Annotated in this window: 30 protein-coding genes; 10 read left to right on the plus strand and 20 right to left on the minus strand. The window is 62.5% G+C overall.

The features are described from left to right. Positions 1-146: 146 nt before the first annotated feature. The gene (gene ald / locus ACSMXM_RS10515; protein ID WP_460315950.1) at positions 147-1,235 is read left to right on the plus strand and encodes an alanine dehydrogenase; all 1,089 of its coding nucleotides are present in this window, start codon (positions 147-149) and stop codon (positions 1,233-1,235) included. A gap of 43 nt (positions 1,236-1,278) precedes the next feature. Here ald and ACSMXM_RS10520 read toward each other — a convergent pair whose 3' ends face one another. The 3 genes from ACSMXM_RS10520 to panC form a co-directional block, all read right to left on the minus strand. After that, a complete protein-coding gene (locus ACSMXM_RS10520) occupies positions 1,279-2,040 on the minus strand; it encodes a hypothetical protein (protein WP_460315951.1) in 762 nt (253 codons plus the stop codon). After that, positions 2,037-3,626, minus strand: coding sequence for a lysine--tRNA ligase (locus ACSMXM_RS10525; RefSeq protein WP_460315952.1), 1,590 nt, complete (start codon positions 3,624-3,626; stop codon positions 2,037-2,039). Before ACSMXM_RS10525 ends, ACSMXM_RS10520 begins: the two co-directional genes overlap by 4 nt. 90 nt (positions 3,627-3,716) lie before the next feature. Continuing rightward, positions 3,717-4,562 (minus strand): pantoate--beta-alanine ligase, encoded by an 846-nt coding sequence (panC, locus tag ACSMXM_RS10530; RefSeq protein WP_460315953.1) that lies wholly within the window; start codon positions 4,560-4,562, stop codon positions 3,717-3,719. Positions 4,563-4,651: 89 nt separating this feature from the next. Here panC and ACSMXM_RS10535 point away from each other — a divergent pair, with 89 nt between their 5' ends. The 5 genes from ACSMXM_RS10535 (at position 4,652) to clpS (ending at position 8,639) form a co-directional block, all read left to right on the plus strand. Beyond that, positions 4,652-5,452: a division plane positioning ATPase MipZ gene (locus ACSMXM_RS10535; protein ID WP_460315954.1), complete on the plus strand. Its 801-nt coding sequence runs from the start codon at positions 4,652-4,654 to the stop codon at positions 5,450-5,452. Then, positions 5,452-5,853 carry a J domain-containing protein gene (locus ACSMXM_RS10540; protein ID WP_460315956.1) on the plus strand — a complete coding sequence of 134 codons (402 nt, stop codon included), beginning with the start codon at positions 5,452-5,454 and terminating at the stop codon, positions 5,851-5,853. Before ACSMXM_RS10535 ends, ACSMXM_RS10540 begins: the two co-directional genes overlap by 1 nt. Before the next feature lie 18 nt (positions 5,854-5,871). After that, positions 5,872-7,245, plus strand: coding sequence for a phosphoglucomutase/phosphomannomutase PgmG (gene pgmG / locus ACSMXM_RS10545; RefSeq protein ID WP_460315958.1), 1,374 nt, complete (start codon positions 5,872-5,874; stop codon positions 7,243-7,245). Between the two features lie 119 nt (positions 7,246-7,364). Next, positions 7,365-8,177 (plus strand): phasin family protein, encoded by an 813-nt coding sequence (locus ACSMXM_RS10550; RefSeq protein ID WP_460315959.1) that lies wholly within the window; start codon positions 7,365-7,367, stop codon positions 8,175-8,177. Positions 8,178-8,291: 114 nt separating this feature from the next. Beyond that, positions 8,292-8,639, plus strand: a complete 348-nt coding sequence (gene clpS / locus ACSMXM_RS10555; protein WP_460315961.1) for an ATP-dependent Clp protease adapter ClpS — start codon at positions 8,292-8,294, stop codon at positions 8,637-8,639. Between the two features lie 69 nt (positions 8,640-8,708). On the opposite strand, the gene ACSMXM_RS10560 is transcribed toward clpS, so the two are convergent. Next, on the minus strand, positions 8,709-9,005 hold the full coding sequence (locus tag ACSMXM_RS10560; RefSeq protein ID WP_460315963.1) for a chorismate mutase: 297 nt from the start codon (positions 9,003-9,005) through the stop codon (positions 8,709-8,711). Between the two features lie 93 nt (positions 9,006-9,098). Here ACSMXM_RS10560 and ACSMXM_RS10565 point away from each other — a divergent pair, with 93 nt between their 5' ends. Then, positions 9,099-10,115, plus strand: coding sequence for a polyprenyl synthetase family protein (locus ACSMXM_RS10565; RefSeq protein ID WP_460315965.1), 1,017 nt, complete (start codon positions 9,099-9,101; stop codon positions 10,113-10,115). A 41-nt stretch (positions 10,116-10,156) separates the two neighbouring features. Next, complete coding sequence (locus ACSMXM_RS10570) at positions 10,157-10,438, plus strand: NADH dehydrogenase ubiquinone Fe-S protein 4 (RefSeq protein WP_460315967.1); 282 nt, start codon at positions 10,157-10,159, stop codon at positions 10,436-10,438. Positions 10,439-11,426: 988 nt separating this feature from the next. Here ACSMXM_RS10570 and glpX read toward each other — a convergent pair. From glpX to ACSMXM_RS10635, 13 genes are all read right to left on the minus strand, one after another. Next, a complete protein-coding gene (gene glpX, locus ACSMXM_RS10575; RefSeq protein ID WP_460315968.1) occupies positions 11,427-12,404 on the minus strand; it encodes a class II fructose-bisphosphatase in 978 nt (325 codons plus the stop codon). 125 nt (positions 12,405-12,529) lie between these two features. Continuing rightward, positions 12,530-13,132: a Holliday junction branch migration protein RuvA gene (ruvA, locus tag ACSMXM_RS10580; RefSeq protein WP_460315970.1), complete on the minus strand. Its 603-nt coding sequence runs from the start codon at positions 13,130-13,132 to the stop codon at positions 12,530-12,532. Next, positions 13,129-13,620 (minus strand): crossover junction endodeoxyribonuclease RuvC, encoded by a 492-nt coding sequence (gene ruvC, locus ACSMXM_RS10585; RefSeq protein ID WP_460315972.1) that lies wholly within the window; start codon positions 13,618-13,620, stop codon positions 13,129-13,131. The genes ruvA and ruvC overlap by 4 nt, the downstream gene beginning before the upstream one ends. Before the next feature lie 61 nt (positions 13,621-13,681). After that, positions 13,682-14,434, minus strand: coding sequence for a YebC/PmpR family DNA-binding transcriptional regulator (locus tag ACSMXM_RS10590; RefSeq protein WP_460315973.1), 753 nt, complete (start codon positions 14,432-14,434; stop codon positions 13,682-13,684). A 41-nt stretch (positions 14,435-14,475) separates the two neighbouring features. Next, complete coding sequence (locus ACSMXM_RS10595; RefSeq protein WP_460315974.1) at positions 14,476-15,081, minus strand: hypothetical protein; 606 nt, start codon at positions 15,079-15,081, stop codon at positions 14,476-14,478. Positions 15,082-15,194: 113 nt separating this feature from the next. Then, positions 15,195-15,512 (minus strand): heavy metal-binding domain-containing protein, encoded by a 318-nt coding sequence (locus ACSMXM_RS10600; RefSeq protein WP_460315975.1) that lies wholly within the window; start codon positions 15,510-15,512, stop codon positions 15,195-15,197. Next, positions 15,509-16,297: an FAD binding domain-containing protein gene (locus ACSMXM_RS10605; RefSeq protein ID WP_460315977.1), complete on the minus strand. Its 789-nt coding sequence runs from the start codon at positions 16,295-16,297 to the stop codon at positions 15,509-15,511. The genes ACSMXM_RS10600 and ACSMXM_RS10605 overlap by 4 nt, the downstream gene beginning before the upstream one ends. Continuing rightward, positions 16,294-16,767, minus strand: a complete 474-nt coding sequence (locus ACSMXM_RS10610; RefSeq protein ID WP_460315978.1) for a (2Fe-2S)-binding protein — start codon at positions 16,765-16,767, stop codon at positions 16,294-16,296. The genes ACSMXM_RS10605 and ACSMXM_RS10610 overlap by 4 nt, the downstream gene beginning before the upstream one ends. 398 nt (positions 16,768-17,165) lie before the next feature. Further along, positions 17,166-18,413 carry a serine palmitoyltransferase gene (gene spt, locus ACSMXM_RS10615; protein WP_460315979.1) on the minus strand — a complete coding sequence of 416 codons (1,248 nt, stop codon included), beginning with the start codon at positions 18,411-18,413 and terminating at the stop codon, positions 17,166-17,168. Between the two features lie 3 nt (positions 18,414-18,416). Beyond that, positions 18,417-18,662 (minus strand): acyl carrier protein, encoded by a 246-nt coding sequence (locus ACSMXM_RS10620; protein ID WP_460315981.1) that lies wholly within the window; start codon positions 18,660-18,662, stop codon positions 18,417-18,419. 75 nt (positions 18,663-18,737) lie between these two features. Next, the gene (locus tag ACSMXM_RS10625) at positions 18,738-19,634 is read right to left on the minus strand and encodes a D-2-hydroxyacid dehydrogenase (RefSeq protein ID WP_460315983.1); all 897 of its coding nucleotides are present in this window, start codon (positions 19,632-19,634) and stop codon (positions 18,738-18,740) included. A gap of 109 nt (positions 19,635-19,743) precedes the next feature. After that, on the minus strand, positions 19,744-20,952 hold the full coding sequence (locus ACSMXM_RS10630) for an acyl-CoA dehydrogenase family protein (RefSeq protein WP_460315985.1): 1,209 nt from the start codon (positions 20,950-20,952) through the stop codon (positions 19,744-19,746). A 206-nt stretch (positions 20,953-21,158) separates the two neighbouring features. Then, complete coding sequence (locus tag ACSMXM_RS10635; RefSeq protein WP_460315987.1) at positions 21,159-21,635, minus strand: Dps family protein; 477 nt, start codon at positions 21,633-21,635, stop codon at positions 21,159-21,161. Positions 21,636-21,784: 149 nt separating this feature from the next. Between ACSMXM_RS10635 and phhA the strand changes: the two genes are divergently transcribed. Continuing rightward, the gene (gene phhA, locus ACSMXM_RS10640) at positions 21,785-22,657 is read left to right on the plus strand and encodes a phenylalanine 4-monooxygenase (protein WP_460316412.1); all 873 of its coding nucleotides are present in this window, start codon (positions 21,785-21,787) and stop codon (positions 22,655-22,657) included. A 56-nt stretch (positions 22,658-22,713) separates the two neighbouring features. Here phhA and gshB read toward each other — a convergent pair whose 3' ends face one another. Genes gshB through rsmI form a run of 3 tightly spaced genes read right to left on the minus strand, consistent with a single transcriptional unit; the run spans position 22,714 to position 24,905 of the window. Next, a complete protein-coding gene (gene gshB / locus ACSMXM_RS10645) occupies positions 22,714-23,661 on the minus strand; it encodes a glutathione synthase (protein WP_460315989.1) in 948 nt (315 codons plus the stop codon). A 60-nt stretch (positions 23,662-23,721) separates the two neighbouring features. Then, complete coding sequence (locus ACSMXM_RS10650) at positions 23,722-24,069, minus strand: YraN family protein (RefSeq protein ID WP_460315990.1); 348 nt, start codon at positions 24,067-24,069, stop codon at positions 23,722-23,724. After that, a complete protein-coding gene (rsmI, locus tag ACSMXM_RS10655; RefSeq protein WP_460315991.1) occupies positions 24,066-24,905 on the minus strand; it encodes a 16S rRNA (cytidine(1402)-2'-O)-methyltransferase in 840 nt (279 codons plus the stop codon). Before rsmI ends, ACSMXM_RS10650 begins: the two co-directional genes overlap by 4 nt. 16 nt (positions 24,906-24,921) lie before the next feature. On the opposite strand from rsmI, the gene ACSMXM_RS10660 reads away from it, so the two are divergent. Then, complete coding sequence (locus ACSMXM_RS10660; RefSeq protein WP_460315993.1) at positions 24,922-26,235, plus strand: penicillin-binding protein activator; 1,314 nt, start codon at positions 24,922-24,924, stop codon at positions 26,233-26,235. The last annotated feature ends 50 nt before the right edge of the window (positions 26,236-26,285 follow it).

The following is a 26,285-nucleotide window of genomic DNA, read 5'->3' on the forward strand; positions in this document are numbered from 1 at the left end:
TATTGCGGCCCGGACGCCGGCAAGGTCGCCCATCATGGCTGGTCGGCGCCGCTCCGAACGCACGTCCCCTTTGCTGATTCAGTTCACATTCCGCTCGATCCCCGGGACCCGGCGGCAAAAGGCAATATTCGAAAAAGGTCGTCACAATGAAGATTGGTATTCCCAAGGAAATCAAGGTTCACGAATATCGCGTCGGAATGACGCCGGCTTCGGTTTTTGAGCTCACAGGGGCTGGGGGGCACGAAGTGTTCGTGGAAACCGGTGCCGGTGCGGGCATCGACTTTTCCGACGACGATTACCGTGCAGTGGGCGCAACGATCCTGCCGACGCCACAGGACGTTTTCGAAACGGCCGACATGATCGTGAAGGTGAAGGAGCCGCAGCTGCATGAATGCGCGTGGCTGAAACCGCACCAGACTCTGTTCACCTATCTGCACCTCGCCGCCGACAAGCCGCAGGCAGAGGCGCTGATGAAATCGGGCGCGACCTGCATCGCCTATGAAACCGTGACCGACCGCACGGGTGGTCTGCCCCTGCTGCGTCCGATGAGCCAGGTTGCCGGTCGCCTCTCCGTCCAGGCCGGCGCGCATTATCTGGAAAAGGAAAATGGCGGCAGGGGGATCCTGCTGGGCGGCGTTCCCGGCGTCGCACCGGCAAAGGTCGCGATTCTGGGCGGCGGCATTTCCGGCTTCAACGCGGCGCAGATGGCGGTCGGCCTGGGCGCTGACGTGACGATCTACGACGTGTCGACCTTCCGCCTCGCCGAACTGGACGAGCTGTTCCAGAATCGGGTGAAGACGGTTTACGCCAGCGCCGCCGCCGTCCAGCGCGCGGTGGAAAATTCACACCTGCTGATCGGCTGCGTGCTCATTCCGGGTGCCGCCGCGCCAAAGCTTGTCACCCGTGAAATGCTGAAGACGATGAAGCGCGGGTCCGTTCTCGTCGACGTCGCCATCGATCAGGGCGGCTGCTTCGAAACGTCGCGCCCGACGACGCATAGCGACCCTGTCTATGTGGAGGAGGACGTGATCCACTATTGCGTCGCGAACATGCCGGGCGCGGTGGCGCGCACCTCCACCTTCGCGCTCAACAATGCCACGCTTCCCTATATCGTACGGCTGGCCAATATGGGTGTAGACGCCGCCCTGGCCGCCGATCCCGGCCTTGCCGAAGGGCTGAATGTAAAGGGCGGACAGATTACGCATGATGCGGTGAAGACCGCCCTCAACCTATAGCGGGCGCCCTCCTGGCGCACCGGGGCTGACCCCGCCTCTTCGCTCAGTCGAACTGGGCGAAGGGGCGGTTTGCCTCGGCAACCTCTTCCAATTCGCCCTTGTCATCGACGACCGCCAGCAATTGCCTGGCGCGGTTGATCAGCAGACGTTCGAAACCATTTCGCGGCTTCATCGCCGCGGCTGGCGCCAATATGCGGCGAAGACGCTGAACATCACTATCTTCGCCCATGTCGATCAGGCCCATGGCGTAAAAGGCGCGCCAGATCGGGTTCTTCCCATCCAGTGCCAACGCCCTTTCAAACGCTGCGATGGCCTTGTCCTCAGAGGCGCCCAGCGCCAGCTTCGCCGCAAATCCGCCTACCTGGCCGATGGCGCCTGAATGCCAGCCGCCGATGGACGCCTGCGCCATGGCGTTCTTCGGGTCCGCCTTCGCCGCCTGCGTCATCAGCCTCAGCGCTTCCTTCGCCTTGGACGGGCTTTTCGACAGTTGCGCGCGATACCCCACGCCGATCGCCTTTTGCAGCAGCGCGCCGACATGGTTCGGCTTCATGTAAAGCGCCGTATCCGCATCGGCGATGGCGTCACCGATCAGCGTCAGGGCGCGTTCCTCCGTATCGGCCTGATAGGCGGCCATGACCAGGGTCGCCTGTGCGGCCAGGGCCAGGCTGTCGGGCGTTTCCGCCGCGCGCGCCGCATCGGCCGCTGCCGCGAACTGGCCCTCGCGGTAAAGATCATCCCATTTCGCTGCCATTGCAGGCGGCGCGATCACCGAAGCCAGCAGCCCCGCGATCAATATTCTTTTCACCGTTTCAGTGCCTCCGCGATCAGCTTGCGGCTATTGTCGATTCCATAGAGCGCGATGAAACTGCCCATTCGCGGCCCCTGCGACGATCCCAGCAAGGTTTCGTAGAGCGCGGCGAACCACGCCCGCAACGGCTCGAATTCGTGCCGTTTGCCAACCGCATAGACCTCATTCTGAATGTCCTCAGCCTGAACGGAATCGAGATTGGCCAGCCGATCGTCCAGGTCCTTCAGCGCCGCCCGCTCCTGATCCGTGGGCGCGCGCTTCTGCAGCGTCGGTGCCACAACCTCCCTGACATAGGCGACGGCATGACGAATCAGCGCATCCAGTTCAGGATCCGATTCGGGGCTCGCGTCGGGCGCATAATTGGCGAGATACGCCCAGACGGTATCCCGGTCCGCCTCCTCGCCCATCACGCCGACCAGATTCAGGATCAGGGAAAAGGGCACCGCCAAATCGCCCGTGGGAACCTCGCCGCCCGGCTTTGCCATGTGAACATGATGCACCGGATTGCCCAGCCGCTTGTCCCACGGCTGATCGACGTAATTGGTACGCATCTGGAAATAATCGTCGATGATTTTCGGGATCAGGCCGGTATGCAACTGCTTTGCCCGCTTCGGCTCGCGGAAGATGTAAAAGGCCAGGCTCTCCTCCGGCCCATAGGTCAGCCATTCGTCGATGGAGAGGCCATTGCCCTTGGACTTCGAGATCTTCTCGCCCTGCGCGTCCAGGAACATTTCGTAAATCATGCCCTCCGGCTTGCGGCCGCCCAGCACCTTTGCGATCCGGCCGGACTGCACGCCCGAATCGGTCAGATCCTTGCCGTACATTTCATAGTCGACGCCCAGTGCGACCCAGCGCATCGCCCAGTCTGCCTTCCACTGCAGCTTCGCCGCGCCGCCAAGCGCGGACCCCTCGATCATCTGTCCGTCGGCATCGGCAAAGCGGATCGTCCCCGCATCCGCATCGACCACCTCGACCGGCACCTGCAGCACGGCGCCCGTCGACGGGCTGATCGGCAGGACCGGCGAATAGGTCGCGCGGCGTTCCTCGCGCAGCGTGGGCAGCATGATGTCCATGATCTGGTCGTACCGCCGCAATACCGTCCGCAGCGTGTCGTCGAACGCGCCGGACTGATATTGTTCGGCCGAGGACAGGAATTCATAGTCGAATCCATATTGATCAAGAAACGCCCGCAGCCGCGCATTATTATGCGCCGCAAAGCTGTCATGCGTCCCAAAGGGATCGGGAATCTGCGTCAGCGGCTTTCCCAGATGCGGCGTCAGCAGCTGCGGATTGGGCACATTGTCGGGCACTTTCCTCAGGCCGTCCATATCGTCCGAAAAGGCGATCAGCCGTGTCTTCGCGTCGACCATTTCATGCAGCGCCCGCCGCACCATGGTCGTGCGCAGCACTTCGTTGAACGTGCCGATATGCGGCAGGCCGCTCGGTCCGTATCCGGTTTCAAAGATAATCGCGCTGCCGTCCGGCTTCACGCCTTCGGGATAGCGTTTCAGGAGCCGGCGCGCCTCCTCATAGGGCCAGGCTTTGGATTGCAGGGCGGCGTCACGGCGTTCAGAATCTGTCATGCGCAGATCGGTAGGCGACACGCGCCGGGGCGGCAAGTGAGGAGATAGGCGCCCTCGCCCCGAATCACGGATGTTAGCGCCCTGGCGCTGCTAGGCGCCCGGCACGACAGCCATATTGTCGATCAGGCGGGTCTTGCCGATGCTAGCCGCCGCGAACAGGCGAGCGGGGCGGTCGACGCGGGACAGGGCCTCCAGATCCTCGGCGCCGCGCAATTCCACATAATCGACAGCGAAGCCTGCGGCGGTCAGGGCCTCCCGCACTGCCTGCAGAACGTCGGGCACGGGGTCGCCGCCCTCGATCCGCGTCACCGCCTCCTTCATGGTATCCGGCAGGGCCACGGCCTTCGCGCGTTCCTCCGGTGACAAATATGCGTTGCGAGAGGAGAGGGCGAGGCCGTCCTCGTCACGGACGATGGGGACACCCAATATCTCCACCGGCAAATCCAGATCGCGTGCGGCGCGGCGGATGATGGCCAGTTGCTGCCAGTCCTTTTCCCCGAACACCGCCATGTCGGTGCGCGCCTGGCTGAACAATTTCGCCACCACGGTCGCAACACCGTCGAAATGTCCGGGCCGGGAATTGCCGCACAGCAATTGCGGCAGGCCCGCCACCCGCACCGATGTCGCAAAGCCGTCGGGATACATTTCCTCGACGGCGGGCGCATATAGCAGGTCGCAACCCGCCTCCTCCAGCGCGGCGCGATCGGCGACTTCCTGCCGGGGATAGCGGTCCAGATCTTCCCCCGGCGCGAACTGGGTCGGATTGACGAATATGCTGGCCACCGTCCGGTCCGCCGCCGCCCGCCCCGTCGCCACCAGCGCCAGATGTCCGGCATGCAAAGCGCCCATCGTGGGGATCAGGGCCGATTTCTCGCCCGCGCGCCGCCAGCCGTCGACCACCACGCGCAGTGCCGCTACCGTTCTTACAACCTGCATGAATAGGCGTCCTGTCGTTGACTTGAGGGGGTCCGTGTCCGAAACAGCGCGATACTCGTCAAGTCTATGCAAGCAAACCGGGGATCGTCTTGCCACACATCATCACCTTCGGGAATGAAAAGGGGGGGACCGGCAAGTCCACCACTGCTGTTCATGTCGCCGTCTCGCTTATGAATGCAGGCCACAGCGTCGTTGCCGTCGACCTTGATGACCGGCAGCGTACATTCGCCCGGTACATGGAAAACCGCCAATCCTTCGCCGACGGTCATGGCCTCGGCCTTGGCCTGCCGAAAACCAGCGTGATACAGGATGGCAGCGACGGAGGCGCCGCTGCCCTCGATGCCGCGCTCGGTTCGGACGTGGATTTCGTCATTATCGACACGCCGGGCCGCAACAGCGATCTGGGGCAGGTGGCCATGGGCCGCGCCGATACGCTGGTGACGCCGATGAACGACAGCTTTGTCGATTTCGACCTGATCGGACAGGTCGATGCGGAAACCTTCGCGGTAAAGCGGCCCAGTTTCTATGCGGAAATGGTGTGGAATGCGCGAAAGGAACGGGCGCGCCATGATGCCGGCTCTGTCGATTGGATCGTCGTCCGCAACCGCCTGGCGCATCTGGCGGCGAACAATATGGTTCGCGTGGGCAAGGCGCTCGATCAGCTGGCGCCGCGCATCGGCTACCGCGTCGCGCCGGGCCTTTCCGAGCGTGTCATCTATCGGGAGCTTTTCCCTCGTGGCCTCACGCTCCTCGATCTCGACGTGATCGACGAGGCGCGGCTCAGCCACGTCGCCGCCCGCGCGGAACTGCGCAAGCTGGTGGCCAGCATGAACCTGCCCGGCCTTTCCGATGCGGCAGACGCCCCGGATGCGGAGAGGGCCGCCGCCTGATGGCCCCCCTCATCCTCGTCCTCCTAGGTGCGCTCGCCGTATTCTGGTATCTGGGCTTGCTGACCCCGCAGCGGCTACGGGCCATTGGCGGGGCGGGCGCCATTCTGATCGGGCTTTACATTCTACTGCGCGGCCAGGCCTTTGTCGGCATTCCGCTGATCGGCGTCGGCGCCTATCTGGGATGGACGGGCCTAAAACCTCCCCCCGACACACAAATGACGGTTCGCAAGGCGGCCGCCATTCTTCACGTCAGCACGACCGCCACAATCGAGGAAATTCGAGCCGCCCATCGCCTCGCCATTGCCTCTGCCCATCCCGACCGCGGCGGCACCGATGCCGCCAGCGCGGAACTGAATGAGGCGCGCGACGTCTTGATTGCCTCTAAGATGAAAAAATCCTGAGCCAAGGAAGCCTCTCACATGCCCCATGATTTTCACCGTACGTTGCTGCGCGAATATGACGTTCGCGGAATTGTCGGCGACACGCTGACGGAGGAGGATGCCCGCTGGCTGGGCCGCACCTTCGGCACCCGCGTGCGGAGAGAGGGCGGGTCAAAGGTCGCCGTCGGCTATGACGGCCGCCATTCCTCGCCCGCGCTAGAGGCTGCGCTGGTAGAGGGGCTGAACGCCGCCGGCATCGACACGCTCCGCATCGGCCTCGGTCCCACGCCGATGCTCTATTACGCCGTTCATGCGCTGCAGGCGGACGGCGGCATGATGATTACGGGCAGCCATAACCCGCCCGATTATAATGGCTTCAAGATGATGCTGGGCACCGGTCCCTTCTATGGCGACGACATCCGCGCGCTCGGCACCATGGCATCGTCGGAGGACGTGGAATCCGGCCATGGCACCTCGTCCAGCGTCGACATAGAGGATGAATATGTCGAGCGTTTGCTGAAAGACGCGCCGTCAAAGGATTACCGCATCGCGTGGGACTGCGGCAACGGCGCCGCCGGACGCGTGGTGGAGAAGCTGACGGCGAAGCTGCCCGGACAGCACACGCTGCTCTTTACCGAGATCGACGGCGATTTCCCCAATCACCATCCCGATCCGACGGAGGAGCATAATCTTGAGGACCTGCGTGCCGCGGTAAAGGAGCATGATCTCGACTTCGGCCTCGCGTTCGACGGCGATGGCGACCGGATCGGTGCGATCGATTCAAAGGGGCGCATCGTCTGGGGCGATCAGCTGCTCATGATCCTGGCAGAGGATGTGCTGCAGGACGTTCCCGGCGCCACCATCATCGCCGACGTAAAGGCCAGCCAGGCCCTCTTCGACCATATCGCCCAGCGCGGCGGCAAGCCGCTGATGTGGAAGACGGGGCACAGCCTCGTCAAAGCGAAGATGAAGGAAACCGACTCCCCGCTCGCCGGTGAAATGTCGGGGCATATCTTCTTCAAGCATCGCTATTACGGCTTTGACGACGCGCTCTATGCCGCAGTGCGCCTGCTTCGCGCGCTTTCTCGCGCGGGCGTGTCCCTGACAGAGATGAAGGGTGCCATGCCCAACCTCTACAACACGCCAGAGCTTCGCTTCGAGGTGGACGAGGATCGCAAATTCGCCGTCATCGAAGAGGTGCGCGAACGCCTGAGGGGGACCGGCGCGGAGATGAGCGAGATCGACGGCGTGCGCGTCAATACCGAGGACGGCTGGTGGCTGCTGCGTGCATCCAACACGCAAAATGTCCTGGTGGCACGCGCCGAGGCAAAGTCCGAGGCTGCGCTCCAGCGACTCATCGCCATGATCAATGACCAGCTATCGGCATCCGGCTTGGAAAAAGTCGACGTTTAGGTCGCCATTTCCGTAGATTGCAGTTTTGCTGCACTGCACAATAATTCTTGACGCAGAGCGTTCGGAATGTTATTGTGCAACGCAACATGGGCGTGAATGCAATTGAAACGGAGTTTCCGATGGCTGACAAAGCTACCGAGACAAAGGCCCCCAAAGGGGCGCCAATTGAAAAGGCGATAGCGCCGAGTGAAAAAACGCCGGCGCAGCCGCGCGTGCCGGAGGTACAGGCGAAACCGGAGCAGGTGGCAAAGACCATCTCCGCTCCGGCGCCAAAGGCCCCCGCAGAAACAGCAACTGCCGCGAAGACGGTTGCCAAGGCGCAGGTCGCGCCCAAGAAGCCCGTCGTGAAAAAGGCGGCCAGGAAAGCAGCGAAGAAGACGGTCGCGGCGAAGAAACCCGCCGCTGCAGGCCTCCGTGCCCGCGCGACCGAACCCACCAAATCAGAACCGAATAGGACATCTAAAATGGCAGAAGCAACCAACCCCACCGAAAATATGAAAGCCCAGACCGAGACCGCGATGAACCAGTCGAAGGTCGCTGTCGAGGAAATGACGGCCAAGAGCCGCGACGCCATGGAACGCGGCGTCAAGGCGATGGAAGAAGTCGGCGGCTTTGCCCGCGGCAATGTCGAAGCCCTCGTCGAAGCGTCGAAGGTATATGTCGAGGGAACGCAGTCGATCGTCCGCGATCAGGCCGAATTCGCTAAGAAGAGCGTCGAGGACCTTTCCGCGAACATGCAGAAGATTTCTTCGGTGAAGAACCCGAACGAAGTCATGCAGGTGCAAAGCGAATTCATGCGCGGACAGTTCGATCAGATGGTTTCGCAGACCTCCACCATGACGGAACGCATGTTCCGCCTGGCGGGTGAAGTGATGGCGCCGCTGCAGAACCGCATGGCGGTCGCTGGCGAGAAGTTCAAAAGCGTCAACTAAATCGCTTTTGTGATGGATCGGGGCCGTTCCGGTATGCCGGTGCGGCCCTTTTTCATGGGCAGCCATTTCGACAGGAATATTGCACTCACCGACGGAACGACTAGATTGGTCTCAATGAGCATCGGCCCTTATTCAGCAGACAAGGATCAGGACGGCGGTCCTCCCGATCGCGAATCGGGTGTGGCCACCCGTACGCGGCCGAAGACGAAAAAGCCGTCGCTGTACAAGGTTCTGATGCTGAATGACGATTATACGCCCATGGAATTCGTCGTCGCCGTGCTGCAACGCTATTTCCGCATGACGCCGGATGAGGCGACGCAGGTCATGCTGCACGTCCACCAAAAGGGCGTCGGCCTGTGCGGCGTGTTCACATATGAGGTCGCCGAGACGAAGGTGAATCAGGTCCTCGATTTCGCCAAGAAGAACGAGCACCCCCTGCAAATGACGCTCGAAAAGGCGTAACGCCCGGCGGTTGGCGGTTCCGACCGCATCCTTCCTACCAAATTATCCCGGATGTTCAGCCCGCGCGCTTCATTCCCGCGCCTGTTCATGGTGGCGAATCACTTCCGCTACGATGAAGTTCAGGAACTTCTCCGAAAAGTCGGGATCCAGATTCGCGCTTACCGCCAGCGTGCGCAGCCGCTCGATCTGTTCGGCCTCGCGCGCCTTGTCGGCGGGGGGCAGGCCTTCCTTCGCCTTGAATTCGCCCACAGCCTTCGTGATTCGAAACCTTTCCGCCAGCATATACACCAGGGCGGCGTCGATATTGTCGATGCTGGAACGATAGCGGGCCAGGCGCTCCGAATGATCTGTCGTGCTGTCGGTCATGCAATCCTCATTTGCGGCCAAATGTAACGGTGACAAGCCCGTCTGCATGCCGCAGACGGGATCAATGACAAGTACCGATCGATTTCCACCGGCATGAGCGCCACGGTCCACCCGCTTCCCGGCGCCACACGCCCGCCATCCATCGAACCCCTGATGCAATTGGTGGCGCCCGAACTCAACAGCGTCAACGAGATCATCCTGGCGCGCATGCAGTCGGACGTGGCCGTCATCCCCGCACTTGCCGGCCATCTGATCTCCGGTGGCGGCAAGCGCCTGCGCCCCATGCTAACACTCGCAAGCGCGCGCCTCGTGGGCTATGAGGGCGCGCGCCATCATCGCTTGTCCGCCGCCGTCGAATTCATTCACACCGCGACCCTGCTGCACGACGATGTCGTCGACGGCTCTGGCCAGCGGCGCGGCAAGAAGGCCGCGAACCTGATCTGGGGGAATGAGGCGACGGTCCTCGTCGGCGACTTCCTGTTCAGCCGCGCCTTTGAACTGATGGTCGAGGACGGCTCCCTGCGCGTGCTCAAAATTCTCTCCTCCGCCAGCGCAGTGATCGCGCAGGGTGAGGTCGACCAGTTGCAGACGCAGCGCCGCATCGACACGACCGAGGACCGCTATCTGGGCGTCATCACGGCCAAGACCGCCGTCCTGTTCGCCGCCGCCTGCCAGATCGCGGGCGTCGTCGCCGAATCGACAGAAGGGGCCATCGAATCCCTGGAGGCCTATGGCCGCAATCTCGGCATCGCCTTCCAGCTTGTCGACGACGCCATCGACTATGGCGGCGATGCCGAAACCATGGGCAAGGACGCAGGCGATGATTTCCGGGAGGGCAAACTGACCCTCCCCGTCATCCTCGCCTACAAGCGCGGCGACGAAGCGGCCCGCACCTTCTGGCGCAATGCCATACAGGAGGGGCGCACGGACGAAGAGGACTTCGCCCGCGCCTGCACGTACATGCAGGACGTCGGCGCCATCGACGATACGCTGCAGCGCGCCCGCCATTATGGCCGCCTCGCGCTCGATGCCATTGCCGACTTCCCGGCGGGCGCGGCAAAGGAGGCGCTGTCGGAAACCGTGCGCTTTGCCATCTCCCGCGCCTATTGAGGACTATTGACGGGCGCGCTCATTCGCGGCACTTCCTCCGCATGAGCAAAGCCCGCATCTTCCCCCGCCCCCTCAACGCCATGCAGTCCGGCAAGGCGCATGCCGGCGAATGGATGCTGCAATACCAGCCGTCGGACCGGCAGACGCACGACCCCATGACCGGTTGGCCCGGCAGCGCCGACACCAACCGCCAGCTGCGCCTCAGCTTCGAAAGCCGCGAAGCCGCCATCGCTTTTGCCGAATCCAAAGCTCTCGATTTCCAAGTAGAAGACGCCCCCGTCCACCGCCTGAAGATCCAGGCCTATTCCGACAATTTCAGGTAAAAGCGCCGGAGTTTCAGGAATTCCGCCGGGTCTTCAAAACGCTACTGCAATTATTCAAGCTATGAGCAACTAACGACGTGCGATGGCAAGCTACGCTTTAGCTAGCAATAACTGCTCTGCAGCTTCAAGAGCGGAAGGCGTATCGCCGTTGCCCAGCGTGGAGTAGAAAATCTTGCCCATGCCGCTAACTAATCGTGTATAGTTATTATTTCACAATTAGCCTTTTCTACTTCTCTTGCCCACTCCTCATACCGACTAGAATCTTCTGGAGGAGTGGTAGCACATATAGCGGATTCCTGCTCGGCAGCACATCGGCCCGTGAGTGCTATTAGTATGCCAGCCAATACGAATGCGACCGCGGTTCGCTTGCGCATATTTATCACAACGCCGGTGAGGCTGAGAGGCAAATAACCAGTAGAAGGTACCTTGATCGCAAAGTCATGCCGTCCCTTTACGAATGTGGTTCCTTGTAACAATGCAATCTGCTCCACCCTATCACTACAATCGAGAGACTGCTCCCATGTCATAATATGGTGGCAATTAGAATTCACTTTCTAAGGATCGGCCATGTCAGATATAGGAAATACACCAGCAAAACTGCAGACGTCGCTGCGGAAATAATTATATTTACATTCAAAACGAATGCCAAAAGAATGAATTGAGCAGCAATCGCTATTAGCGCAGTCGCCCATGCTTTAAGAAAGGCAAGTCGCTTCATAGCGGGCTCGGTAGCATGAAGTGCGTTCTGACCGGGGTGTACTTGGCGCGCTGACTACTCTCACGAACAAGGCCGTTCGTCACTGGCGAAGGGCTCAACTTGAAATCGAGAACAGCCGGTGGCCGTATAGTCCAGCCGACGATTTCTGCCTCTAAAGCGCAGCCCAGACATCCACCCAGAGATGCGTCACCTCTTTTAAGGTGCGAGTCCTGCATCTCCAGTAGGCGGGACATCGACCGCACATCCACCCCAGGCGCGGGCGCTCCCGCCCTACACCCCCGGGTCGCGCTTATGTTCGGACTTCACGTAACGCACTGTACCCGATGAGGCGCGCATGACGACGCTTTCGGTCGTCAACTTGCCGCCGCGCAGGCGTTTTACGCCGTCCAGCAGGGAGCCATCCGTGACACCGGCGGCGGCGAAGATCACGTCGCCCTTTGCCATGTCGTGCATCGTATAGATGCGGTCCAGATCCTCGATGCCCCATTTCGCGGCGCGGCGCTTCTCGTCGTCATTGCGGAAAACCAGGCGACCCTGCATCTGGCCGCCGACGCAGCGCAGCGCCGCCGCAGCCAATACGCCCTCCGGCGCGCCGCCCTGGCCCATATAGATGTCGATGGTGGTGTCGGGATCGGTGACGGCGATCACGCCGGCGACGTCGCCGTCGGGGATCAACTGGATGCCGCAGCCGATTTCGCGCAGTTCCGCGATCATCTTTTCGTGCCGGGGCCGGTCGAGCACACAGGCGATGATGTCGGCGGGCTTCACGCCCTTTTCCTTTGCCAGCGCCTCGACATTCTCGCGCACCGATTTGTCGAGCGAAACGAGGCCCTCCGGATAGCCCGGACCGATGGCGATCTTGTCCATATAGGTGTCGGGCGCGTTGAGCAGGCCGCCCTTTTCCGCGATGGCCAGCACGGCGAGGGCGTTCGGCCCCGCCTTTGCCGTGATCGTCGTTCCCTCCAGCGGATCGAGCGCAATGTCGATCTGCGGCGCGTCCTTGGCCGCCTTGCCGACCTTCTCGCCGATATACAGCATGGGGGCTTCGTCGCGTTCGCCCTCGCCGATCACGATGGTCCCCTCGAACGGCAGTTCGTTCAGCGCGGCGCGCATGGCCTCTACCGCGGCGGCGTCGGCGGCTTCCTCGTCGCCGCGCCCGATCAGCTTCGATGCGGCAATGGCGGCGCATTCGACGACGCGAACCATTTCAAGGACAAGAACACGGTCGAGGGGGGCTTTTGTGGCCATGCGGAAAGGTCCCGGTCAAATGAGAGGAAGGATTGCGGAAATGTCCCGCGCTCTCATAGGCAAGCGCAGCCTGCCGGTCCAGAGAGTCAAGCACCGCAAAATCGCTCCTCGCCCCTGCAATCGGCTCAGCGCGCCGCCTTCTTCAACGCCAGTCCGACCAGCGCCTCTACCGGGGCATCCGCGCCCAGTTCCTCCAGCGCCTGCGCGACCACCTTCGCCGCCTGCGCGGGCTTGAACCCCAGATTCAGGAGCGCCGACTGCGCGTCCACCGCCGCACCGCCCTTGGGTGCCGTCGCCAGACCCGCGCCGGCCGACGTCACGCCTGAACCCGGCACGACCTTGTCGCCCAGTTCCGTCACCAGCCGCTGCGCCAGCTTCGGCCCCACGCCCGGCGTGCGCGCCACCATCGCCTTGTCGCCATTGGCGATGGCGGTCTGCAATTCGTCACCCGACAGGGTCGACAATATGGCGAGGCCGACACGCGCACCGACGCCCTGCACCCCGGTCAGCAGACGGAACCAGCCCTGCTCCTCCGTATCGAAGAAGCCGAACAGCAGAAACGCATCCTCGCGCACGACCGTCTCCACATAGAGAGACACGGCCTCTCCGTGCGCCAGACGGTCCAGCGTGCGCGTGGACGCGCTGACCAGATAGCCGACGCCGCCGACGTCGATGATGGCATTGTCGGCGGTCAGCGTATCGACGCGGCCGGTCAGCTTCGCGATCATGCGTACATTATGCGGGCATCGGCGCCCGACATATTGGCGTGCGTGATCGCCACGGCCAGCGCGTCGGACGCGTCCAGTGAATCGGGTTTCGCCCCGGGCAGCAGCCGCTCGACCATGGCCTGCACCTGCCGCTTGTCCGCGCCGCCCGTGCCGACGATCGCCTTCTTGACCAGGCGCGGCGCATATTCGCGAACCTCCAGCCCCGCCGCACCCAGCGCCGCCAGCACCGCGCCACGCGCCTGGCCCAGCTTCAGCGTCGATTGCGGGTTCTGGTTCGAAAACACCTCCTCGCAGGCCGCCGCGTCGGGGGTGTGCTCGGCGATCAGGGCGCGCACCTCGGCAAACAGCATGGCCAGCCGCGCGGGCATGTCCAGTTTTGCCGGCACCTTGATCGTGCCGTTCGCGACATGGCCGATACGGCTCCCCTCTGACCGGATGACGCCCCATCCCGTCGCGGTCAGGCTGGGATCAATGCCCAGAATCAGCATGGCTCAACCGGACAGGAACGCCCCGGCGCGGGAATGGCGAATAGAAGGCGGCAAGAACCGCTCACGAATTGCCGATCTTCTCCATGACCTCGTCGGAAATATCGTAATTGCCATAGACGGTCTGCACGTCATCATCATCGTCCAGCAGGTCGATCAGCTTGAACAGGGTCGTTGCCTGCGCCTCGTCGACGTTCACCGTCTCCATCGGCTTCCAATATAGTTTTGCGCCATCCGGCTCGCCCAGGATCGCCTCGAGATTCTTGGCAACTTCGTGCAGCGCGTTCGCTTCGGTATAGATTTCATGCTCTTCGTCGCCGGAGGAATCGACGTCGTCCGCGCCCGCCTCCAGCGCGGCCTCGAACACCTTGTCGGCCTTGTGGGCATCCTTTTTATAGGTGATCAGGCCGACATGGTCGAAACCGTGCGTGACGGTGCCAGGTCCGCCGACATTGCCGCCATTGCGGGAAAAGATGGTCCGAACATTGGTGTTCGTACGGTTGCGATTGTCGGTCAGCGTTTCGACGATCAGCGCGACGCCGCCGGGGCCAAAGCCCTCATAACGGATTTCCTCGTAATTTTCGTCGTCGCCGCCGATCGCCTTGTCGATCGCACGCTGAATATTATCCTTTGGCATGGACTGCGATTTGGCGGCCTGCACGGCGGCGCGCAGACGCGGGTTCATGTCCGGGTCGGGCATGCCTGATTTTGCCGCCACGGTGATTTCCCGCGACAATTTGGAAAACATCGCGGAGCGCTTCTTATCCTGCGCGCCCTTGCGGTGCATGATGTTCTTGAATTTGGAATGGCCTGCCATCGGAATCCTGCATGTGTGTGGTCTTCTATATGCGCGCTTCCCTAGCGCGGCGGCGCGGCCCCCTGCAACTGCGCGCAATGCGCCGCAGCCGCAAGCGACACGCCGCATAGTGCCAGAAATCCCGCCGCCCGCACGCTTTGCTCCGCATGCGACAGCAATATATTGCCCAGCGTGAAGGCGCTGCCCACCTCGGGGATCAGGATCTGCAGCGCCGCACCGATCAGGATGCCGCCGACCATAAGAGCCGCCAGGGAAAGGGCGCTCCCCCTCAGGCCCGCCCACCAATACCGCTGGAACGGTGACAATGATTGTGTCGCCGTGCCGGCATAAAGCGGCAACAGGCGCACGCTTAAAAGGGCGCTCAGCACCCCCGCCGCCAGAATGAACATCTGCGCCCCGGCCTGGGATACACCCTTAGCGAAGACCACATGCGACAGCGCCACGGGGATGGCCTGGACCAGCGCCAATAAAATAGCGACGCCCACGAAGAAGAGGAAGCCCAGCGTCGGCCGGCCCGGTCGCGCCTCCCCCGTCATCGCGCGGATGAACAGATAGGGCATCCAGAACAGCACCAGAAACGCGGTAACGGACATCAGCGATTGCAGCCACGCCGCCTGGCGCAGACCATCCGGCACCAGCGGCAACATGGCGCGTCCGCTATAGACCAGCAGCAGCAGCGCCCAATGCCGCGCGCGCAGCAGCCCGATATTGCGCAGCGCTGCGGCGATGAAATCGCCGACGGTCAGCCGCGTGCGTTGCGTTAGAATTTGATCGCGGTTCCCGACGCCGAGACCATCAGCATGGATCCGGTATCGCCAATGACCTCATAATCCAGGTCGATGCCCACGACCGCATCGGCGCCCAGCTTTGCGGCCTGCCGCTCAACCTCGCCCAGCGCCTCGTTGCGGGCATCGCGCAGCACGCCTTCATAGGATCCGGCGCGCCCACCGACGATGTCGCGTATCCCGGAAAAGAAATCCTTGAACATGTTTGCGCCCAATATGGCTTCGCCGGTGACGATGCCGACATATTCGCGCGCCGGTCGCCCTTCGACCGTTGGGGTCGTCGTCAGGATCATTTCATCTCTCCCACAGCCTTTGCCAGCATGACGGTGCACAGATGCGCGCGATATTCGGGGCTCGCGTGAATATCGCTCGACATCAGCGATGCGTTGGGCGCGGCCACGGTGGACATGTCGGCGCCATTTGCCAGCGCCTCCTCCGCCTGCGGCCAGCGGAATACGCCCTCCTGCCCGCTGCCGGTGACGGCGACGCGCCAGATGCCGGGCTCGATTTCCGCGACGAACACGCCGGACAATGCATAGCGGGAGGCGGGATGCCGAAACTTGGCATAGGCCGCGCGCGCGGGAATACGGAAACCGACCCTCTTGATCAATTCCCCTTCCTCCAGCGCGGTAAAGAACATGCCCTGAAAGAAATCCTCGGCCTGATGCGTGGCGCGATCGGTCTCGATTTCCGCCTGCAATGCCAGCACCGCCGCAGGATAATCAGACGCCGGGTCATTATTGGCCAGCGACCCGCCCAGCGTGCCGCGATTACGTACCTGCGGGTCGCCGATCAGGGTCGCCATATGCTGCAGGGCCGGGATCGCGTCCGCGCCCTCCGCGACATCGCGATGGCGCGTCATGGCGCCGATCCACAGCCGCTGGCCGCCTTCGGCATCCTCGACCGACATGCCCTTCAGTTCGTCCAGGCCGGACAGGTCGACCAGCCCCTCCGGATCGCGCAGCCGCGCCTTCATGGCGGGGATCAGCGTATGTCCGCCCGCCAGATAGGCGACATCGCCGCCCGCGCCCGCGGCGCTGACGGCATCGGCGACGCGGCTCGGTCTCGACAGGTTCATGCGCCCGCTCCCATATCACGCGCGCCGGCGCGGATCGCCTTCACGATGTTCACATAGCCGGTGCAGCGGCACAGATTGCCCTCCAGCTCGTGGGCGACGACATCCTCGCCGGGGTCGCCGCCGTGGCGGCGCGCGATGCCGATGCCGGCCATCACCATGCCGGGGGTGCAAAAGCCGCACTGCAGGCCGTGTGCCTCCTTGAACGCCGCTTGCATTGGATGCAGCTGCCCGCCTTCGGCCAGCCCCTCAACGGTGGTGACCTCTCGGCCCTCCGCCTGCGCCAGCAGCATGGTGCAGGCTTTGACCGGCTCGCCATCCAGCAGCACGTTGCACGCGCCGCACTGGCTGGTGTCGCACCCGATGTGCGTTCCGGTCAGGGAAAGGTCGTCGCGCAGCACGTTGACGAGAAGGGCGGCGGGATCGGCGTCGACGCTGATCGACTGTCCATTGAGTGTGAGGGTGGTTGTCATGGCGCATGGGTTAGCGCGCAATTACGACAAGGCCAAGACTGCCAGACTTCATTGCCGACAGGGCATCAAAAGAACGGCCCGTCAAAAAGAAACAGACGACACATCCGGGGCCATGGACGTATCGCCTGCAACTTCAGTTGGAGTGGGTGGCGGCTCCGGGGCATTGGAGCCGCCTCCCTGGGTACTAAACCGGTCAATCCGGACGAAATCCGGTATGCTGACCTTGGGTCCGGCAGGGACCGGGGCCTTGGCCACCGCCGATGCCAAAATTAATTGCAAAGGGTGTGCCAGTTTCAGCACCGCCGGGAATTGCAATCGGTTAGCTGCTCAACGAGATATTACCGTGCCAAATTTGGACAGGATCGGGCGCATCACATGTCCCGATCCGGCACAAAGCGTCAAATTTCCAGCGGCAGTTCCGCCGTCGCGGCGGCCCGTTTGAACCGCGCGATGATTTCCTCCACCTGTTCTTTCGTATGATCCGCGCACAGGGAACAGCGCAGCAGGTGCAGGCCCGGCGTCGCCTGCGGCGGCACCATGTTGACGTAAACGCCCTCATCGATCAGCGCGGCCCACATTCTGGCGCTTGTTTCCTGATCGGGCATCTTCACCGCGATGATGGCGCTTTGCGCTGTATCCGTGCCCAGCTTGAAACCCGCCTCCCTCAGGCTGCGGTGCAGGTGGCGCGATGCCTCCCACAAATGGATGCGCTTGTCATAGGCGTAGCGCAATTTGCGGATCGACGTGGCGGAACAGGCCACCACGGCGGGCGGCAGGCTGGCCGTATAGACATAGGGCCGCGCGACGAATCGCAGCACCTCGAACTTCGGATGGTTGGAAACGATGAATCCACCGACCGTACCGACCGATTTTGAGAAGGTGCCGACGACGAAATCGACATCGTCCTCGACGCCCGCCTGCTCGAACACGCCGCGTCCGTTTTCGCCGAAAAAGCCCATGGCATGCGCCTCGTCGACCGCGATCATGGCACCCGCCGCCTTGGCGACGGCAACCATTTCCTTCAGGGGCGCGATGTCCCCCACCATGGAATAGACGCCCTCCAGCACGACGAGGACACCCGCCCCCTCAGGTATGCGCTTCAGGCGTTTTTCCAGGTCGGCGACGTCATTATGCTTGAACCGCACCACGTCGGCATTGCCCATGGCGCAGCCGTCATAGATGGACGCATGGCTGTCGGCATCCAGGACGATATAATCGCCGCGGCCCGCAATCGCCGACATCAGGCCCAGATTGGCCTGATAACCGGTCGAAAAAACCATGGCATGTTCCATGTCGTAAAATTCGCGCAGCGCGGCCTCGCATTCGGCGTGGCCCTGGAACGTGCCGTTCAGCACGCGGCTGCCCGTCGTGCCGGCGCCGAATTCGGCCAGCGCCTTCTGCCCCGCCTCTATGACGTCGGGGTCAAACGTCATGCCCATATAATTATAGGTGCCGACCAGAATGATCTCCTTGCCGTTCACCACCGCGCGGGTCGGCGACAGGATCTGATCCATCTGCAGGTGGAACGGGTCGCGATGGCCGGACGCGATCAGCCCGTCATATTGCGCGACCAGCGGGTCGAACTTGTCGAACAAATCGGGTCGCGCGGGCACGCTCTTGTCGCCCATATCGCTCGTATCGCTCATGGTTCAGGCCGACTTTATCTTTGCGACCGCCCCGGCCACATCGCCGATGGTTTCCAGGTCGGGCAGCATGTTGACGGGCAGCAGGATGTCATATTCATCCTCGATCTCCGCCACCAGATCCATCACCGTCAGGCTGTCCAGCTCCAGATCCTTGGCAAAGCTGGTATCGGCGTTCAGCTCTATGTCCTTCTTGTTGAAGGGTTCGATAATTTCGATGAGGCGCGGCAGCACCGTGGCTTTATCTGTCATGGGCTCGATCCTTAATTTACCGGGGCGCGTCCTGCCAAGCCATTGTGTCCCCGGCGCGGCGCAGGTGTGGCGGCCTTAATAGCCGCGCTGCAGGTCAACCACGTTCACCAGCGGCTCCCCGGCGCGGAACCGCCGCAGATTATCCAGGAACAGATCGGTGATCCGCGTCGGCATCGTCGTCTGGCTGCGGCCGGACAGATGCGCGGTGATGACGGTATTTTCCGCCGTCCATAGCGGGTCGTCCTGCGGCAGGGGTTCCGGTTCGGCGGGATCCAGCAGCGCACCGGCGATCTCTCCTGCCGCCATGGCGGTGCGGAAGGCGTCCTGATCGACCAGAACACCGCGCGCGATGTTGATCAGGTGCGCGCTCTTCTTCATCGCCTTCAACTCGGCGGCACCGATCATGCCGCGATTCTCTTCCGTGCCGGGCGCCGCCAGAATGACAAAGTCGAATTCCCCCAGACGGGCGCGCCAGTCATCCGGCCCCAAGACGCCCGTCGCGGGATCGGCCTTCGACCGCACCACCGTGACGCTGGCACCGATGGCGGACAACTGGCGTTCGATCTCCTTGCCGATATGGCCATAGCCGATCAGCAGCACCTTCGACGACGATACCTCGATTGTGCCATAGGGCACATCGCGCCATTCGCGCCGGTCGTGCATGCGCACCACGTCCGGAAAGCCCTTGGCCAGCGCATAGACCCCCATGACCGCCCATTCGGCGACCGGGATCGCGGTAACGCCGACTCCGTTCGTGAAGATCAGGCCGCGCTCGCGCATATAGTCAAAGGGATAGCGCTCAACCCCGGCAAAGCAGCACGCGATCCACTTCAGCTCCCTGCCCGCTTCCATAATGCGAATATGATCTTCCGGGCCGCACAACAGGTCCAGCTCTACCGCCGTGGCGCCCTCAACCGCCTCAATGGCTTCATCGACATTCTGAAACCAGGCGATGTCGACATCGCTGGGCATGCGCGGTTCCATTGCCTGCCGCCAAAATGTGGAGAGCGCGACTTTCATGCAATTCTACCCCGTCAATGGCTATCCGCACTCCCGCTCCCGGGCAGTGTGCAGGCTCCCCTTACAGGCCCAGCACCATTTTCGCGATAATGCCGCGCTGAATCTCGTTGGACCCGCCGTAAATGGACGTCTTGCGCGTGTTGAAATAGGTTGGCGCCGCCCGCTGCGCATGTTCGGGGCCGATGGCGAATTCATTGCCGCCTTCGCCATATCCGCGGAAATAGGGCGCGCCGTAATGGCCCGCCGCCTCCAGAACGAGCTCCGTGATGCGCTGCTGGATCTCCGTTCCCTTGATCTTCAGGATAGAGCTTTCCGGCCCCGGCCCGCGTCCTGCCGCCTCTCCTGCCAGGGTTCGCAATTCGGTATATTCCAGCGCGGCCAGGTCGATTTCCAACTCCGCGACCTTACGCTTGAAGAAGGGATTGTGCAGCAGCGGCTGGCCCTCGTCCAGTTCCGCCATCGCCATTTCCTTCAGCTTTTCGATGCCGCGCTTGGAACGCGCGACGCCGGCAATGCCGGACCGCTCGTGCGCCAGCAGGAACTTGGCGCAGGTCCATCCCTCATTCTCATTGTGGATGCGCTGGTCGACCGGCACCTTCACATTGTCCAGCCACACCTCGTTCACCTCATGCTCGCCGCCTAGCGTGATGATCGGCCGCACCGAAACGCCCGGCGACTTCATGTCGATCAGCAGGAAGGAAATGCCCTGCTGCGGCTTTGCCGCGTCGGGATCGGTTCGCACCAGGAAAAAGCCCCAATCGGCATATTGCGCCAGCGTGGTCCACGTTTTCTGACCGTTGACGACATAATAGTCCTGGCCGTCGTCGCCCGTGACCCGCTCCGCCTTCGTCTTCAGGCTGGCGAGGTCGGACCCGGCCCCCGGCTCCGAATAGCCCTGGCACCACCAGGTCGTGCCGTTGCGTATGCCAGGCAGGAAGCGTTCCTTCTGCTCATCCGTCCCAAAGGTATAGATGACCGGCCCCACCATCGACACGCCAAAGGGCAAGGGCGGGATGGTTTCGGCCTTAGCGGATTCCTCCGACCAGATATAACGCTGCGTAGAGGTCCAGCCCGGACCGCCATATTCGGTTGGCCAGGCCGGCACGGACCAGCCCTTCTCGCCCAATATCTGATGCCATTTCAGCATGTCCGCCTTGCCCAGATCCTCGCGTCCGGCAAGATTCTTCAGCTCCTCGGGATAGTTTTCGTCAATGAAGCTGCGCACTTCCTCACGAAAGGCTTCTTCTTCGGGACTAAAGGACAGGTCCATGATCTGATCTCCTCGGGCGCAAATGGGCCAGGCGGCATACGGGATTGCCCAATGCATCTTTCGCACCGGCCCGCGCCCTTGAAAACTCGCCGATTCAGATAGGGACCAAGTCTCCCGGGCGCAGGCGGGGCCAAGGGGCAGACGCAAAAAAGCGCGGGATCGACCTGCGACCCCGCGCGTCATCATGCTGACTATCGATGTGGCGTTTACGCCGCCAGGCTGCGCAGCATCCACGCGGCCTTGTCATGCACGGTCATGCGGCCGATCATCATGTCGACGGTCACTTCGTCCTCGACCTCTTCGGCGATGGGGATCAGTTCGCGGCAGGTTCCCGCGACGGCTTCGTGACCCTGCGCCAGCTGCTCTGCCATTTCCAGCGCCTCTGGCGGCGTGTCTGGCGCTTCCTCGATCTTCGTCAGCTTGCTGAACTGACGATAGCTGCCCGGCGCCATCTCGCCCAGTGCACGGATACGTTCCGCCAGATCGTCGACGGCCGTCGCCAGCTCGGTATATTGCTCTTCGAAAAGGGTATGCAGCGAATGGAAGTGCGGGCCCTTCACGTTCCAGTGATAATTATGCGTTTTCAGATACAGCGAATAGCTGTCGGCCAGTACCTTGCCGAGTTCCTTGCCGACCTTTGCACGGCCCGCCTTGTTGATTCCGATATGTGGTGTGGTGGACATTTCGTGGTCTCCTGTTTTTTCTATCTCGGTTACACAACGGGGGATGCGTTCCCGCGTTCCCGTGACATTTTTGCTCAGTGTGATCGCGATTTCCGAACAACGGAAAGTTTCACTCGAAACCTTTTCAAAAATACGCTACAATGCCTGACATGGCCACAGGTTCACCGACTCTCACCCGCCCCGAAAACGCAGCCGACGACTGGACTGTACCCCAGGATTGGGATCATTTCACTGCAGAAGAGCATGGCGTCTGGGACACCTTGTTCGAACGTCAGTCAAAACAGCTGCCCGGCCGCGCGGCCGATGCCTTTCTGGAGGGGCTGGACGTTCTGCACCTTTCGCGTCCGGGTATCCCGAATTTTGAGGAATTGTCCGAAAAACTGACCAAGGCGACCGGCTGGCAGGTCGTGGCCGTCCCCGGCCTTATCCCGGATGATGTTTTCTTCGACCACCTCGCCAACCGGCGCTTCCCCGCAGGCAATTTCATTCGCCGCGCGGACCAGCTCGACTATCTGCAGGAACCGGACGTTTTCCATGACGTGTTCGGGCATGTCCCCCTGCTCGCCAATCCGATCTTCGGCGATTACATGCAGGCCTATGGGCAAGGCGGCCTGCGCAGCCTGGAATTCGGGGCCATCCACAAGCTTGCGCGCCTTTACTGGTACACGGTGGAATTCGGCCTGATCCGCGAAAATGACGATCTGAAAATCTATGGCGCGGGCATCGTGTCCAGCCATGGAGAAAGCAAATTCGCCATCGACAGCGACAGCCCGAACCGCATCAAGCTGCAACTGCAACGCGTCATGCGAACGGAATATCGCATCGACGATTATCAGCAGACCTATTTCGTCATCGACAGTTTCGAGGATCTGCTGCGCCGCACCAGCGATGCCGACTTCGCACCTCTCTATGCGGAGCTTGAGGCGCTTGACGACCTGCCCGTCACCACCATCCTGCCGGAGGATGAAGTATTGACCGTCGGCACACAGGAATATGCCGAGGCAAAGGCGAAGGCTGCCTAGGCAGGTTCCCGCGGGCTTGAGGGCGGTTCAGCGGCGAGAGCGCCCGCAGCCGCCCATCACTTGCGCAGCCGCGCCTCGATCGCATCCCAGACCAAAGCGGGCGTGTCCGTCCCATTAAATCGATCGATGGCGACGATCCCCGTCGGGCTGGTGACGTTGATTTCCGTCAGCTTGCCGCCGATGACATCAATGCCGACAAAGATCAGGCCGCGGGCCTTCAGATCCGGGCGGATGCGGGCGCAAATCTCCCGCTCCCGGTCCGTCAGCTCGGCTGCCGCCCCCGACCCGCCCGCAGCGAAGTTGGAGCGGATCTCCCCCTTTTTCGGCAGGCGATTGACCGCACCGGTCGGCTCGCCATCGACCAGAATGATGCGCTTGTCCCCTTCCGATACGTCCGGCAGGAATTGCTGCGCGATAAACGGCTCTTCAAAGATTTCCCCGAACAGTTCGACCAGCGCGCCCAGATTGCCGTCGCCACCGTCCATCTTGAACACCGCCTCGCCGCCCTTGCCGTGCAGCGGTTTCAACACCACGGCGCCATATTTGTCGCGAAACTGCCTGACCTGATCCAGATTTCGCGTGATCATCGTCGCCGGCATCAGGTCGCGATAGTTTAGGACGAACAGCTTTTCCGGCGCATTGCGTACCTCCACCGGATCGTTGACGACCAGCGTCTCCCCTTTCAGCATTTCCAGAATGTGCGTCGCCGTGATGTAGCCAATGTCAAAGGGCGGGTCCTGCCGCATCAGCACCACGTCCATGTCGCTGCCCAAATCGACGGTGCGGGCCTCCCCCGCCGTGAAATGATTGCCCTCCTCATAGCGGACTTCGACGGGCCGCGCGGTGGCGGTGACACGCCCCTCGTTCCACGCAAGGCTTTCGACGGGATAATGCCACAGGCGATGTCCGCGCGCCTGGGCCCCCACCATCAGCGCAAAGGTGGAATCGCCCCCCAGCTTCACGGATTCGATGGGGTCCATCTGAACGGCAACGGAAAGCGGCATGGTGCGGGTCCTGACCATATCTGAAAACGGATGCGGCGCTTGTTCCCGCCTTCCCCCTGCTTAGTCCAGCCCTTTCAGGTGCACGGGCCACCGGCGCGGCATGATTATAATGGCGTCTATGCGGTATCCATCGGCCCTGCCCGCATAGCGCGGCCACAATTGCGCGGCGGCGGCATGCACCCGCGACAGGCGCCCCGGCCCCAGCGCGGCGTCGCCTGAAACGGCGTCCGCGCGTGCCTTTACCTCAACGAAAACGATGGTGCGTCCCCGCCGCGCCACGATGTCGATCTCGCCGCCGCGCACGCGTACGCGCCGGTCGATAATGCCATAGCCCTTCAGACGCAGAAACCAGGCGGCCACAGCTTCCGCGCGGCGACCCCGCGCCTCCGCCACCTGTCTGGACCTCACTTGTCCTTCAGCTCGAGCGCGCGCGCATAGACCGTCCCGCGCGGCAGGCCGAGCGCCAGGGCAACCTCCTTCACCGCCATCTTCAGCGATGCCCCCTCCAGCGCGGCAATCAACGCCTCGTCCAGATCCGCTTCATTCGGTTCGGTATCGAGCGGGGGACCAATGACCACGACAATCTCGCCCTTGGGCGGTCCCGCTGCCTCATAATGCGCGGCAAGATCGGGCAAGGTGCCGGTGCGAACCTCCTCATGCAGCTTCGTCAGCTCCCGTGTCACCGCCGCATCGCGCCCGCCGAGCGTATCCGCCGCGACAGCCAGAAAGCGCGAGAGGCGCGGCCCTGTTTCGTAGAAAACCAGCGTCGCGCGCACGCCGCCCAGCTCCGCCAGCGTGTCGCGCAGCGCCTTTTCCTTCGGCGGGGCAAATCCGGCGAACAGGAACCTGTCGGTGGGCAGCGCAGCCAGCGTCAGCCCCGTGATCACCGCGCTTGGCCCTGGAATACTGGTGACCGCAACGCCCGCACGGCGCGCCTCCGCAATCAGCTTGTAACCGGGGTCGGAAATCAGGGGCGTGCCCGCATCCGTGACCAGTGCGATTGCCTCTTCCATCGCGCGTTGCAGTATCTTTGGCCGCATATCGCGTGCATTATGTTCGTGATATCGAATCATCGGCACCGTTGATTCTATATGCTTCAATAGCTTACCGGTGATCCGCGTATCCTCAGCGGCAATGGCATTTGCGCGGCACAGGATGTTGGCGGCGCGAAATGACAGGTCCTTCAGGTTGCCGATTGGTGTAGCGACGATATAGATTCCCGGGGGGAGCGATTCTGCCGTCATGTGATTGGGCTACGCGATGTTTTCAGTTCTTACCAGTTTGAAGCGTACTTTGCGGGGAGGTGGCCTCGCGCTTGCCGCCGCCGCTCTGGTTGTCACCAGCGGGTGCCAGTCCATGCGCGCCGAAGAAGATACCACGATTGCCGTCGACGCACCGCCAGAGGCCGAGGCGCCACCCCCGGTCGTCGACGTGGCGGATGCGCCGGTGATCCAGAACCGGGCGGCGCTGCTGCTGCCGCTGACCGGACCGCGCGCGCGCGTGGGTCGTTCGCTCGCCAATGCCGCCAATATGGCGCTGCAGGATCTGGGCGGCGGCAATATAAAGCTGCAGACCTATGACACCGCCGTCAACGGCCCGGAACGCGCCGCCGAACGCGCCGTTGCGGATGGCGCCCGCATATTCCTCGGTCCTTTGCTCGCCGAAAACGTGCGTGCCATTTCCGGCTATGCCCGCTCCCGGAACATCCCGATCATCAGCTTCTCGAACGATGCCACCATTGCCGGCAATGGTGTTTACGTCATGGGCTTCCAGCCATCGCAGTCGATCCAGCGGGTGGTTGCCTTCGCCCGCGGCCGCGGCATAGAGCGTTTCGCCGCGCTTGTGCCCAACGGCACCTATGGCAACCGCGCCAGCGACGCATTTCTGTCGTCCGTGCGGGGCGCCGGCGGCCGCGTGACCGGCATCGAAACCTATGAGCGTCAGCGGTCGAAACTGCCCGCCAGCGTCCGCCGCCTGACCGATTACGAGGCACGCACAGCACGCGCGGCGCAGGGCGGCACTGTCCGCGCCGACGGAACCGTGGCCCCCGTGGAAGAGCGCTTGGCACCCGTCAGTTTCCAGTCCCTGCTAATTGCCGATTCCGGCACCATCGCCTCCGAATTCCTGCAAAGCCTGCAGCGTTATGGCGCCGGCGCCGACCGGGTACGCTATCTCGGCACGGAATTGTGGAATGCAGAGGACCGGCTCCGCTCCGCCCGCGGCCTGCACGGAAGCTGGTTCGCCAGCGTTCCCGACGCCCAGTTCGACAAGTTCGCCGCGCGTTATCGCCAGAAATTCGGTGGTGCGCCCTCGCGCCTTTCCAGCATGGCCTATGATGCCGTGCTGATCGCGAATGGCCAGGCGGAACAATGGCCCGTCGGCGGCGATTTTCCGGCCCGCACGCTTACCGACCCCGACGGCTTTGCCGGAATGGACGGCATTTTCCGGTTCGGGTCGAACGGCGTCGCCCAGCGCGGGCTGGAGGTGCAGGAGGTGACGGGAAGCGGGACGAAAATCGTCTCCCCGGCGCCCCGCGTTTTCCAGACGCCACGCGTATCGATGCTGGTGAATTAGAGGGCCGCTTTTTCGGCCTTCGCCGAACGAAAGCCTTTCACGACACACCA

This window comes from Pacificimonas sp. ICDLI1SI03, from assembly GCF_054740865.1.